The following is a 12,387-nucleotide window of genomic DNA, read 5'->3' on the forward strand; positions in this document are numbered from 1 at the left end:
CTTCTAAAAAATCTCAACTCTTCTCTTATTTTATTTAAATCAGTTTCTTATTTTTATTTATAAACAGCATGCCCAGATAGCTGTTATTTGCCCGTGTATTCTCGTATAATTTGCCGTAATTAATGCACTGTAGATGAAGTGGTCGAGAACATGAGTCTAGCTCAAACTATTATGCCTGAAGGTTATATCTTTCCTCCTAAGCCAGCGCCGTTGACTAAAGACGAGCAAGGCGAATATAAAGCACGTATTAAACAACTACTGCAAGATAAAAATGCAGTGCTGGTAGCCCATTACTACACAGATCCTGAAATTCAGGCACTTGCCGAAGAAACAGGGGGCTGTGTTGCCGACTCATTAGAAATGGCACGTTTTGGTGCTCGCCACGATGCAGACATGATCATCGTTGCAGGCGTACGTTTTATGGGTGAAACCGCTAAAATTTTAACGCCAAACAAAACAGTTGTTATGCCAACGCTAGAAGCAACGTGTTCGTTAGATATTGGTTGTCCTATTGATGAGTTTTCAGCGTTTTGCGATCAGCACCCTGATCGTAAAGTTGTAGTGTATGCAAACACCTCTACAGCGGTTAAAGCCCGTGCAGATTGGATCGTAACCTCATCGTGCGCGCTTGAAATTGTAGAGCACCTAGATGAGCAAGGTGAAAAAATTATTTGGGGCCCAGATAAACACCTTGGTAGCTACATTCAAAAAAATACTGGCGCCGATATGATCATGTGGAACGGCGCATGTATCGTACACGATGAATTTAAAACAAAAGCGCTTAAAGATATGAAAGCCCTGCACCCAGACGCGGGTGTATTGGTGCATCCAGAGTCACCTGCAGAAATAGTGGCACTGGCAGATGCGGTTGGCTCAACCAGTCAACTAATAAAAGCTGCGCAAACAATGGATAACGATAAGTTTATTGTAGCGACAGACCGCGGTATTTTTTACAAAATGCAGCAGCTATGCCCAGAAAAAGAGTTTTTTGCAGCCCCAACAGCGGGTGAGGGCGCGTCATGTAAAAGTTGTGCACATTGCCCGTGGATGGCAATGAATGGCTTAAAAGCGATAGAAGAAGCTCTGATAGACCCCCGTGGTAAAGAAGTGTTTGTAGATATGGACTTACGCGAAGGCGCGCTCAAGTCACTTAATCGCATGTTAGACTTTACAGCTAGCATGGCTAAGTAATTAGCCTAATGCATAAAAAACGGCTAAACCCTAAGGTTTAGCCGTTTTTTTATAACTAAAGTAAATTGCTGATTGATTATTAGACACTTAACAGCACAAATTTAAAAAGACCTTGCACCTGTGTAACCTATTTCATACTATAACGCGCTGTTGCTAAGCAACACCGTGGAGGAATGGCTGAGTGGCTGAAGGCGCACGCCTGGAAAGTGTGTTTAGGTTAATCCCTAACGAGGGTTCGAATCCCTCTTCCTCCACCATCATTCTTGAACCCAGTTATTGAATATCAATAACTGGGTTTTTTAATGCCTGCTGCCCAAACCTTAGTTATACGCTAATAGGCATGTATTTAGTGGGTAATCTCAATCGGCCCTTAAAGTCGTTCCTTTAAGTAAGTGACATGGTATAAGTCCCGAATTTATTGGTACTCAAATAACGCGTTTTCCCATTCCTGAATGATTATTTGGCGCTTCATCTGATCGTCTATCACTAATATTTCTATGCCAAGGGGGACGGGGCGCAGCTGACCTTCTGATATATCAAGTAAATGTTTATGCTTAATTCTTACTTCGTTATTTATTGGCTCAAAATTAGTAAAGTTGGCCATGTCTGTTTGCCCTTGTACAGACACTAAGTAATCAATAAACAGCTGTGCGCCAATTACATTTTTAGCATCTTTAGGAATAATGGCACTGCGCATAATAACCGAGGTGTAGTCTTTAGGTTGCACCACAATAATATTAGGGTGCTGCGCCGCCCATGTGCGCGCATAAGAGCTTAATATGTTATAGCCAACAGTGAGCTCGCCCGTTGAAAGTGCCTTGAGTATGTCGGCGCTGCGTCTAAATACACGCGTGCTGTGATAGCCAAACGATTCAAGCATTCGGCCATAGCTTGAGCTTTGCTCGCGGTCATGAGCCCACAGCAAATAGCCTATGCCCACTTGAGTAATATCGTAAATGCCAATGCGGCCTTTAATTTGCTCACTGCGCCTACGAATTAGCTCTAATAATTCGTTGCGGCTACTTGGTGCGACCTCTTCGCCTAAAAATTCTTTATTAAATGCAATTACCGCTGTTTCATAGGTAAAGCCAAATACTTCATTTCGCCATTTAGCCCATGCAGGAAGCTTATTTGTTTGCTCAGAGCTGTAAGGGTGTGCGTAACCATCGTTAACTAACTTTACCTGCAAGTTCATTGCTGAACTTAATAACACGTCGGGCGGGTTTTTAACGTCGGCTAAAAATTCGCTATACACTTCGAAAGTACTCAGCTCGTAGTAATCAATTTGTACAAAAGGGTATTTTTTTTGAAAGGCCGATAAAAAAGGGGCAATTTCCATTTTGTCAGCGCCGCCATATATTTTAAGCACGGATTTATTTTCGCTTTGTGCCGGAAATACTAAAGGGGTTTTTGCTGCAACGAATGGCGAGCCTACAAAGCACGTAAAAACAACGGCAATATAAATCAGCGATAAAAGTTTCAATGTTCGTCCTCGGTCAGCATTAACGGAAAGTTTATTTCAAAAATAAGCCCCGACGGGGTGTTATCAAGCAGCTTAATAGCAGCGTTATGATGCTCTGCTACCTCCTTTGCAATGCTTAAGCCTAGGCCACTGCCGGCACGTGGGTCGCCTTTACTTTTGTAAAACCGCTCAAACACATGTTGTTTTTGCGCATCGGGTACACCTACGCCTTGATCAGCCACGCATAATCGGGCTATGTAGCCACTGTCTGTACTGTGAAGCTCGGTAGACACATTAACTTCTTTGTTTTGCGGGCTAAATTTAATCGCGTTTTCTAAAATGTTGCGTAGCATTTGGCTAAGTGCAAACGAATCACCATTGATCATTAAATTATCATCACCTTGATATGTGATGATCACGCCGCGTTGAATCGCCGATACCGCTACATCTCTACACACAGACTTTACCAGCTCCGGCAACGAAAGCGTTATTAAAGGCTGGCTATGAAAGCGGTGCGCAAGAGTGGCTTGGTTGAACAGTTGCGTAACGGTGCTGTCGAGTAAATCTGTTGAATATAAAACACGATTTAACTGCTCTGTTCTTATTTTTTCATCGCTTTCTTCAATGGCATTTTGCGCCTGGCTTTTAAGGCCTGCTAGGGGCGTTCTTATTTGATGGGCGACTTCGCCGGTAAAGCGCTTTAAATGATTAAGCGAGACTTCTAATTGCGATATAAAATGGTTAATGGTTGAAATTAAATCGGCCATTTCTTTAGGAACCGACATATCAATAGGGCGTAGATCAGTGGGGGAGCGCCGACGTATTTTTTTATTTATGCTGTAAATAGGGCGCAAAATTTGATTTACTCCCAGTAATATAAGCACAATAGCTATTACAAACGTTAAAATAACCATTTGTATTACATTTAAATTCATTTCATAGGCGAGCTGATCGCGAGCTTGGGTGGTTTGGCCTATTAAAATATTTACATCAAACGATTCACCCACTTCATAAAGCTTATCTGAGAGTAAAATAAAGCGGTAGTTTTCGCCTTTGTAATCACCTTCCCAAAATTGTATCAGTAGGTTATCTCGCGGGTCATACTCTGCACGTTGCCACTGGGTGTCGGCTTTTTGTAAAATGTGTTGATATAAGCCATTGTAACCGGTTAAGTGCTCGCCTTGATTTTGTGTTATTTGATACACCAATCTGTCATTTGAGGCCATCGAGAGAGTTTCGAATGTAGCGCTGGGTAAATCAACAACAATTTCGTGGTAATCAATGTGGGTATTTTCAAAAATTTGTAAAGCAGCACTGGCAAGTAGTCTATCGTATGAAATTTGGGCGGCGTTTTTACTGTAATTATTAGCCATAAAATAGGTTATAAGTGTAATTATAACCATTAAAGCAATGGTTATTGTAAGCAGCTGCCGGCGAATAGAGGGGAGGGTTTTGCTACTCATTAGGCTCTGCTAAAAGATAGCCTAAACCACGCAGTGTTTTTATATCAACACTGCTATTTACCAGCTTTTTACGAAGCCTTGCTACGTAGGTTTCTATGGCGTTGGGGCTGGGTGAGTCGTCAAACGAATATAAGTGATCGAGTAACTCATCTTTATTAAGCACTTTGCCTTGATGCGTTAAAAATATTTCTAGCAACCTAAATTCTCGTTGTTTTAAATCAATAAGTTCTTTAGCAATAGTGACCGTGCATGATTTTCGGTCAAAATCGAGATTGCCATAACTTATAATGTCTTTGCCTAGGCCTTGGTTACGCCTAAGTAGGGCGCGGCAACGGGCTTCTAATTCGCCAAAATCAAAGGGTTTAGTGAGGTAATCGTCTGCGCCTAAGTCGAGTAATTCTATACGGTGCTCTACTTGAGCGCGTGCCGTTAAAATTAATACAGGCGTATTTGATGAGCGAGCCCTGAGCTTTTTTAATATTTGCTCACCGTTTAAATTGGGCAAGTTTAAATCAAGTAAAATAAGGTCGTACTCATGGCGTTTTAACAGCGAATTAGCCACATCACCACTGGTTACAAGGTCTATACCTTGGCCCATTTTGGTGAAACGTTGGCAAATTGCTTCTCCTAACACTTCGTCGTCTTCAACTGCTAAAATTCTCATTAAGCACACCCGCAAAGTCGCAATTAAAAAATATAATTTTAAGTTGTGCAAGACACTAAACAATTACTGCAACGTTTACAATAAACAAATGCCTTCGTTTATAGCAAGATAAGCTATAGTTTTAATTTAATAGCCAAAAAATACAATTGCCTAAAATGTAATTATCTTGTGACAGGTTTGTGACAGGTTTGCCGTGTAAATTGCAACATGAATAAACTGATACACACTACACACAACTATAAATTTAATTAAACAAGGTAGCGGAGACAACTATGGCTCAACAGTTCTCTAAAATATTTGCAGTAACAGGCGCAGTATTAACTTGTGTTTCTATTCCTTCGTACGCTTCTTTTAATGGGCTTACAGAGCAAGACGAATTTAATATTAAGCTAAGGTCAATTTACTTTGACCGCGATTACGATAACGACGCCAGCGACGACGCAACGTTTGCACAAGGCATAGAGCTCAATTATCAATCGGGCTATTTTAATGACTTAATTAGCATGGGTGTCTCTACTTATACCGTACTTAATTACAACTCAACCGGCAGCGCACAAAATAATATTTTACCCGCAGGGGATGAAAAAGGCGGCGTTGACGATAGTTTTTCTAAATTTGGTCAATATTTTATCGACGTTAAACTTGGCGACAATGGCCATGTAAAAATAGGCGGGCAAAAAACCAAAAGCATGTTGTTAAAAAGCTCGGGTAGCCGCGCAATTCCCAATACTTTTAGAGGTGTATTTGGTGACTACAAGTTTGGTAATACCAAAGTATATGGTTACGCCTACGATAAATGGAGCCGCCGCCACGACGACAAGTGGGAAGATTTTTCTACCGACCAGTCAGATAACGGCGCAATTAGTGTTATTTGGGGTGTGGGCGCAAGCTACAAAAAAGACGCGCTAAAAATAGACGCGGAGTATTTAAACTCTCATGACTACTTATCAAAGCTTGGGCTTAAAGGCAGTTACGCTATAAAGCTCGATCACAGTAAGTTAACCCTTTCAAGCGGCGTATTTACCTCACAAGACGATGGCGATTTATTTGTAACCGGCGCAGAGGGTGGCGATTTAGATGATGAAGATGCACTCGGTGCGGTTTCCGGCGTTACTAAAAGTGAAAACGATGGTTTTGCCTATTACCTAGATGCCAATTGGAAAAAAGATATTTGGACACTAGGCGCCGCATTTACCAAAGTGAACGATGCTTGGATTGAAGATAACTTTAGCGGCGATCACGGGACTAACCCGTTTCCCACGCGCTCATTAATTGGTGCCGATTTAACAAACCAAAATGAGTCAACTTGGCAGGCTCGCTTAGGTGTTGACCTAAAAGCAGTGGCACCGGGTTTAACCACAAAGTTTTATTACACCAGCGGCAGCGATGCAGAAAATTCAAGCTTAGGTAAAGCAGGTGGCACAGCCGATGAAAAATATTGGGCCATTGATACACGCTACAAAGTAGCGGCTGTAAAAGGCTTAAGCCTACGTTGGTTATTTTTAGATTACACCACAGATGAAACTGGCAGTGTTGATGGTGTAAAAGGAGACAGAGCAGATCACCGTGTATATGTAGATTACACCATTAAGTTTTAAACGCCCCCTTCGATTGGCTTTTAACGCGCAGCATGAAAATGCTGCGCGTTTTTTAATTTTTAAAAGTTATTTTTTAATCAATTTTTATTTCGTGACAGGTTAGTGACAGTTTGGCTCCTTACTCTTAAAAAAAGGGCAACGTTTTGATAACGACGTTACTTGTTTTTAATTGCATTGAAAGGGCGAAACGATGAACTCAACACACGCTACACCTCAGTTAAAACCTACGCCGAGAGCCATTCACTTTCGTGCAAATAGCCAACAAACAGCCACGGCTGCGAGTGCAACAAGTAATACTAATTTTGCCCCTCAATCTTTGCAAAGTAAGCAAGAGCAAGTGCAAGAGTGCGTGGTTATTTTAAGTAATAACTAACCCGTTACTGCTCATTTAAATTGATTTAGAAGCTGGATTATTATGACTATTCAAAAAAAAATACCTTGTGTCATTATGCGCGGCGGAACGTCTCGCGGGACTTATTTTTTAGCCAACGATTTACCGAGAGAGTGGGATAAACGCAAAGAAATTTTAACTGCAGCAATGGGCTCAGGCGATCCGCTGCAAGTAAACGGCGTTGGTGGAGGAAACTCACTAACCAGTAAAGCGGCCATTATTTCACGCTCAACCGACCCCGATGCAGACATTGATTACTTATTTGCGCAAGTTGCTATTGAGCAAAATGAAGTCGATATAACCCCTTCGTGTGGCAATATTTTATCTGGTGCAGCACCTCTGGCAATTGAATACGGACTGGTTACTGCAAACGACGGTGAAACAACGGTACGGGTTAAAAATGTAAATACCAATACCCTGATTGAAGTTGTGGTACAAACGCCTAACGGCTTTGTAGAGTACGAAGGAGATGCCACCATTGATGGCGTACCAGGCTCTGGGGCTCCTATTTTACTTAAGTTTTTTGATGTGTGTGGCACTAAAACCGGTGAATTACTGCCTACTGGCTCTGCACGCGATACCTTTGATGGCGTAGAAGTAAGTTGTGTGGATGCTGCCATGCCAATGGTACTAATACCTGCACCATCACTGGGTGTAAAAGGCTCTGAAACTAAACAAGAGCTTGATGCAAATACAGAGTTACTGCAAAAAATAGAAAGCATTCGCCTGCAGGCGTCACTAAAAATGGGCCTTGGCGATGCAACCGGAAAAGTCATTCCTAAAGTCGGTTTACTGTCGGTGCCGCAATTTGGCGGTACGATAACTTCGCGCTACTTTGTGCCGCAAAATTGCCATACCAGCCATTCTGTTACTGGGGCAATTTGCGTGAGTGTTAGTTGCATGTTGCCAGGCAGTGTGGCGTACGACTTAATTACCCCACAAAGCTCAGAGCAGCAAAATATAGTAGTTGAACACCCCAGCGGTAAAATAGATTTACTACTTGAGGGGCGCTTTGAAAACGACACGCTAGATATAAAATCGGCGGGGCTAATGCGCACAGCCAGAATGTTATTTAAAGGTGAAGTACACATACCTGCAAAAGTATGGGATGAAAGCAAAATAGCTTAACTTATACCAATGGGCAAAATAGCTCACTTAATTAAGCGAATTGGTGTTAAGCCTTAGTAAACCAACCGAAAATGCGATAGCAGATTGTCTGTTATCGCTTTTTTTATGCTTTAAATAAATAAGACAAAGTTTATTTTTATTTAAAAACAATGCCTTATAAATAATTTTAAATTAATGGATAGTTTGGCATCGATGACAGGTAGATGACAGTTTCGGCTATTAGTCTAGCTGATGTTAACTTCTTTTAACGAAATACTTTCATCTACGTAATAGATGCAATGACGTTATTAGGACCTATTTAAATAATTGCAGCGAATAACAGAGGTCAAATTATGAAGATTAAATTAAGTACTTTTGCACCTAATCGACTAAAAGCAATGCTTGTTGTGTTAGCAGCAAGCACTTGTATCAGCTCAGCTTATGCAAACAATAACGACGAAGTAAGCTTTGATGGTGAGCGAGTAGAGTGGGTTGTGCCTTTTAAAGAAGGTGGCGGCTCTGACACATGGGCACGTTTTTTTGGCCCACGTTTTTCTCAGCATTTAAATGGTAAACCTGTGGTTGTGGTTAAAAACATTCCAGGTGGTGGCTCTACCAAAGGTGCTAACCGCTTTGAGCGCCGCGCTAAAGCAAATGGTTTAAATGTATTTAGTACTTCTGCCTCTACACAAATCCCTTATTTACTTGGCGATTCACGCGTTAGATACGAAGTAAAACGTTGGAACGTGATTATGGCCACACCGACAGGTGCGGTGGTATATGTGCGTCCAGAGCTGGGTATTAAAAACGCATCAGAGCTTGCCAAATTGCAGGGTCAAAAACTTAAATTTGGTAGCCAACGCGCCGCGTCAATGGACTTGGTTGGGTTATTAGCCTTCGACATGCTTGATTTAGACATTCACGCCATTTTTGGTATGAAAGGCCGTGGCAGTGCGCGTTTATCGTTTGAACGTGGCGAGGTGGATATCGACTTTCAAACTACCTCTGCCTACTTAAAAAAAGTACAGCCGCTAGTTGATGAAGGCAAAGCGATACCGCTTATGTCGTTTGGCGTACTTAATAAAGAAGGCAAAATTGTACGCGACCCAACGTTTCCTGACTTACCACACGTAGGCGAAGTATACGAAATGATTCACGGTAAAAAGCCAACAGGCGTTGAATACAACGTATGGAAAACCTTTTTTGTAGCCGGTTTTGCCGCGCAAAAAGGACTGTTTTTACCTAAAGGCACCCCAGATGACGTTATTGCAGAGTGGCGCAATGCAGCACAGCGCGTCATTGATCAAGACAACTTTAAAGAAGAGTCTGAATTAGTACTTGGCCAATACCCACAACTTGTAAACGAAGATGCAGTAAACACACTGAGTTCAGCACTGACAATTTCTGAAACTGACAAACAATGGGTAAGAAATTACCTAACCGAAAACTACAACGCGCGTTTTTAAAAAGCCATGTTGATTTGTTGTACACACAGTGGCTCGCATTTAGTGAGCCACTTTTTTAATCTAAGGAGAGCAGTATGTTAGATGCATTTTTAATTGCGCTACAAACTATTCTTACCCCCACACACTTAATGTATTTATGCGGCGGCGTTTTTTTAGGCTTGCTGATTGGTATTTTTCCGGGTTTAGGCGGCATAGCGGGTTTATCGTTATTACTGCCATTTTTATATGGTATGGACCCAATTTCAGCGCTTGCTATGCTTATTGGCCTAGTGGCGGTTATTCCAACCTCTGACACCTTCACCTCTGTATTAATGGGTATTCCAGGCTCCAGTGGCTCACAAGCCACAGTGCTTGACGGCTTCCCACTGTCTAAAAAGGGTCAAGCAGCGCGTGCGCTTTCAGCAGCGTTTGCTTCGTCATTATTTGGTGGCCTTTTTGGCGCGATTATTTTAACGCTGTTTGTACTGATTGCCCGCCCCGTTATTTTAGCGTTTGGCTCGGCCGAATTATTTATGCTTACTTTACTAGGTTTAAGCATGGTGGGTGTATTGGCCGGTAATAGCCTAGTAAAAGGCTTAAGCGCATGTGGCTTAGGTTTATGTTTAGGCTCACTTGGCGGTGCTCCTGCAACCGGTGAATACCGCATGGTATTTGATAACGGTTACCTTATGGATGGGATTCCGTTAGTGGTTGTTGGTTTAGGTATATTTGCATTACCTGAGATTATCGATTTACTGCGTCAAAACCGCTCTATTTCAGAAGCTTCCGAGCTGGGTAGTGGATGGTTTGAAGGCGTAAAAGATGTTGTTAAAAATAAATGGCTAGCCACGCGCTGTGCTGCTATTGGCTGTGTTGTTGGCGCACTACCTGGCCTAGGTGGCAGCGTAGTTGATTGGATCTCTTATGGTCATGCGGTGCAAACCTCTAAAGACACCGAAAACTTTGGTAAAGGCGACATACGCGGTGTTATTGCCCCTGAGTCATCAAATAATGCCAAAGAAGGCGGTGGCTTAATTCCGACCTTATTATTTGGTATTCCAGGCTCTGGCAGCATGGCTGTATTTTTAGGTGGTATGGTTTTAATTGGCTTAGAGCCAGGCCCTGCGATGATCACCACTGACCTTGATGTTACTTACACCATTGTATGGTCACTGGCACTTGCTAATGTAATTGGCGCGGGCGCGTGTTTACTAATTTCTAAATGGGTAGCAAAAGTAACAACTATTCCTTACACGCTCATGGCACCATTTATGGTTATGGTGATCTTTTTTGCGGCGTTTCAGGCAACCCGTGATTTAGGTGATTTAGTCGCACTTATTGGCATTGGTATTTTAGGCATATTAATGAAGCGCTTTGGATGGCCACGACCGGCATTTTTAATTGGTTTTGTACTGGCAAGCGGCATGGAAACTTACCTTTATCAAGCTATTCAGTTTGACGGCATAGAGTTTTTATTAAAACCGGGCGTGATTATTATTGGTGCATTAACCGCGCTTTCTATTTTCTTTGCAGCACGCCACTCTATTAAGGCTGCTAAAAAAGAAAAAGCCAATAAAAACACGGCTAATGCTGAGGTAAAACCAACTAACCTTAAACCACAAATCGCGTTTTCTGGCTTTGTTTGTTTAGTGTTTGCATACGGTTTGTATGACTCGTTCCAACGCACATTTTTAGGAGGAGTATTTCCTGCCGTGGTTTGCTCGTTCATGTTAATACTCTCTGCTGTTGTGCTGATCAAGCTGCTACTTAATAAAGTAGACGATGCTGTAAATTACGATAATGAGGTCTCTGCGGGCTATGTAAACGACTCAAGCGTGACTGGCCTTTGGCATTATGTATTTTGGCTGTGTGGCTTATTAGCTGGGTGTTTTTTACTGGGCTATGTGATTTCGATAGCGTTGTTTTTCATAATATTTTTACTTGTAAAAGCACGTATATCAATTGCTAGAACATTAACACTGACAGTGTGTGCGTTAGCATTCTTACTTACTTTATCGCACTTTATGGTATTAGATTTACCAAGCGGTTACCTACAAGAAGTGGCAAGCTTTACGCAGCTGTAAACGCCGCCGTGCTAAGCAAAACAAGCAGCGCTTAGCACGGTTTACATTCGCTCTAAAAGGCACTGGCTTAAGAAGGATATAATTATGATTTCACCTAAGCTTATTTTAATGCCGCTTTCTACAAGTGGGCATGTAACAGAGCGCTTAAAAGGAGGCTTAGCCGTTGCTAAGTATTTTAATGCGCACCTTGATGTTTATCACACGCACTTAGACCCAAAACGCTTTTTGCCAACAGGGCAGCTTGGCTTACCAACTAAATTGGTAAAAGAGTTAGACTCTGTAGCAGGGCGCTTTGCAACAACCGAATCGGCAAATTTAAAAACCGAATTTGTTAGTTTATGTGCCCAGCAGCAAGTTAAATACACTGATGACAGCGCAGAGCATCCCACGCACCCAAGCGCTTCATGGCATATTAATATAGGTGTGCGCAGCGAAATAATTGCAGAGCAAGGCAAAGTTGCTGATTTAATTATTATTCCGCAGTCTAAAAGTGGTAAATCAACCTCGACCTTTGAGGCATCGGTAATGCGAAGTGGTAAACCTATATTACTGGTACCACGGCAAATGACCCACTTTGATATAAAAACAGTGGTGATTGGTTGGAACGCCAGTACCGAGGTATCGCGCGCGCTCACTTACAGTTTACCGCTTTTAAAACAAGCTAAAAAGGTTGTTATTTGCACCAGCGCAAGTAGCGCCGATAAAATGCCAAACGGCCATGAAGTAGTTAAATATTTAGCCCAGCACGATATTAAAAGTGAATTTGTAACATTTAATAATGGCAGGCAATCGACTGCTAAAGCGTTTATGTCGGTAGCGCAAATGCATAATGCTGATTTAGTGGTGATGGGCGCATTTACTCACAGGCGAATCCATGAGCAAATTTTTGGTGGTATGACTAACTACATGCTAGCAAACACCACCTTGCCAATACTTATGGCGCGATAACACTTAAAGCTTAAAAACTAAATTTTACCCAAAA

General features: G+C 42.0%; 10 protein-coding genes and 1 tRNA gene. 8 read left to right on the forward strand and 3 right to left on the reverse strand.

Annotated elements, in window-relative coordinates:
- Nucleotides 1-150 precede the first annotated feature (150 nt).
- Both nadA and PAT01_RS09195 read left to right on the forward strand, forming a co-directional pair.
- On the forward strand, nucleotides 151-1,191 hold the full coding sequence (nadA, locus tag PAT01_RS09190; protein WP_004589501.1) for a quinolinate synthase NadA: 1,041 nt from the start codon (nucleotides 151-153) through the stop codon (nucleotides 1,189-1,191).
- A 167-nt stretch (nucleotides 1,192-1,358) separates the two neighbouring features.
- A tRNA-Ser gene (locus PAT01_RS09195) sits at nucleotides 1,359-1,448 on the forward strand.
- Nucleotides 1,449-1,606: 158 nt separating this feature from the next.
- Here the strand turns inward: PAT01_RS09195 and PAT01_RS09200 are convergent.
- The 3 genes from PAT01_RS09200 to PAT01_RS09210 are packed head-to-tail and all read right to left on the reverse strand — an operon-like array spanning nucleotide 1,607 to nucleotide 4,780.
- Nucleotides 1,607-2,674 (reverse strand): ABC transporter substrate-binding protein, encoded by a 1,068-nt coding sequence (locus PAT01_RS09200; protein WP_154945377.1) that lies wholly within the window; start codon nucleotides 2,672-2,674, stop codon nucleotides 1,607-1,609.
- Nucleotides 2,671-4,116: a sensor histidine kinase gene (locus PAT01_RS09205; protein WP_154945378.1), complete on the reverse strand. Its 1,446-nt coding sequence runs from the start codon at nucleotides 4,114-4,116 to the stop codon at nucleotides 2,671-2,673. Before PAT01_RS09205 ends, PAT01_RS09200 begins: the two co-directional genes overlap by 4 nt.
- Nucleotides 4,109-4,780: a response regulator transcription factor gene (locus PAT01_RS09210; protein ID WP_029774040.1), complete on the reverse strand. Its 672-nt coding sequence runs from the start codon at nucleotides 4,778-4,780 to the stop codon at nucleotides 4,109-4,111. The genes PAT01_RS09205 and PAT01_RS09210 overlap by 8 nt, the downstream gene beginning before the upstream one ends.
- Before the next feature lie 272 nt (nucleotides 4,781-5,052).
- Between PAT01_RS09210 and PAT01_RS09215 the strand changes: the two genes are divergently transcribed.
- From PAT01_RS09215 to PAT01_RS09240, 6 genes are all read left to right on the forward strand, one after another.
- Nucleotides 5,053-6,378, forward strand: coding sequence for an OprD family outer membrane porin (locus PAT01_RS09215; RefSeq protein WP_154945379.1), 1,326 nt, complete (start codon nucleotides 5,053-5,055; stop codon nucleotides 6,376-6,378).
- Between the two features lie 190 nt (nucleotides 6,379-6,568).
- A complete protein-coding gene (locus tag PAT01_RS09220; RefSeq protein ID WP_054983681.1) occupies nucleotides 6,569-6,751 on the forward strand; it encodes a hypothetical protein in 183 nt (60 codons plus the stop codon).
- Between the two features lie 42 nt (nucleotides 6,752-6,793).
- Nucleotides 6,794-7,897: a 4-oxalomesaconate tautomerase gene (locus PAT01_RS09225; protein WP_054983682.1), complete on the forward strand. Its 1,104-nt coding sequence runs from the start codon at nucleotides 6,794-6,796 to the stop codon at nucleotides 7,895-7,897.
- A 332-nt stretch (nucleotides 7,898-8,229) separates the two neighbouring features.
- Nucleotides 8,230-9,342, forward strand: coding sequence for a Bug family tripartite tricarboxylate transporter substrate binding protein (locus PAT01_RS09230; protein WP_024032569.1), 1,113 nt, complete (start codon nucleotides 8,230-8,232; stop codon nucleotides 9,340-9,342).
- 74 nt (nucleotides 9,343-9,416) lie between these two features.
- A complete protein-coding gene (locus tag PAT01_RS09235; protein WP_055255331.1) occupies nucleotides 9,417-11,405 on the forward strand; it encodes a tripartite tricarboxylate transporter permease in 1,989 nt (662 codons plus the stop codon).
- Between the two features lie 84 nt (nucleotides 11,406-11,489).
- Nucleotides 11,490-12,353: a universal stress protein gene (locus PAT01_RS09240; protein ID WP_024032571.1), complete on the forward strand. Its 864-nt coding sequence runs from the start codon at nucleotides 11,490-11,492 to the stop codon at nucleotides 12,351-12,353.
- Nucleotides 12,354-12,387 lie beyond the last annotated feature (34 nt).

This window comes from Pseudoalteromonas atlantica (assembly GCA_007988745.1).
Classification (GTDB): domain Bacteria; phylum Pseudomonadota; class Gammaproteobacteria; order Enterobacterales; family Alteromonadaceae; genus Pseudoalteromonas; species Pseudoalteromonas atlantica.

Coding starts and splice junctions, on each gene's coding strand:
- PAT01_RS09215 (WP_154945379.1), top strand. CDS start 5,053: ATGGCTCAACAGTTCTCTAAAATATTTGCAGTAACAGGCGCAGTATTA.
- PAT01_RS09220 (WP_054983681.1), top strand. CDS start 6,569: ATGAACTCAACACACGCTACACCTCAGTTAAAACCTACGCCGAGAGCC.
- PAT01_RS09240 (WP_024032571.1), top strand. CDS start 11,490: ATGATTTCACCTAAGCTTATTTTAATGCCGCTTTCTACAAGTGGGCAT.
- PAT01_RS09235 (WP_055255331.1), top strand. CDS start 9,417: ATGTTAGATGCATTTTTAATTGCGCTACAAACTATTCTTACCCCCACA.
- nadA (WP_004589501.1), top strand. CDS start 151: ATGAGTCTAGCTCAAACTATTATGCCTGAAGGTTATATCTTTCCTCCT.
- PAT01_RS09230 (WP_024032569.1), top strand. CDS start 8,230: ATGAAGATTAAATTAAGTACTTTTGCACCTAATCGACTAAAAGCAATG.
- PAT01_RS09205 (WP_154945378.1), bottom strand. CDS start 4,116: ATGAGTAGCAAAACCCTCCCCTCTATTCGCCGGCAGCTGCTTACAATA.
- PAT01_RS09210 (WP_029774040.1), bottom strand. CDS start 4,780: ATGAGAATTTTAGCAGTTGAAGACGACGAAGTGTTAGGAGAAGCAATT.
- PAT01_RS09225 (WP_054983682.1), top strand. CDS start 6,794: ATGACTATTCAAAAAAAAATACCTTGTGTCATTATGCGCGGCGGAACG.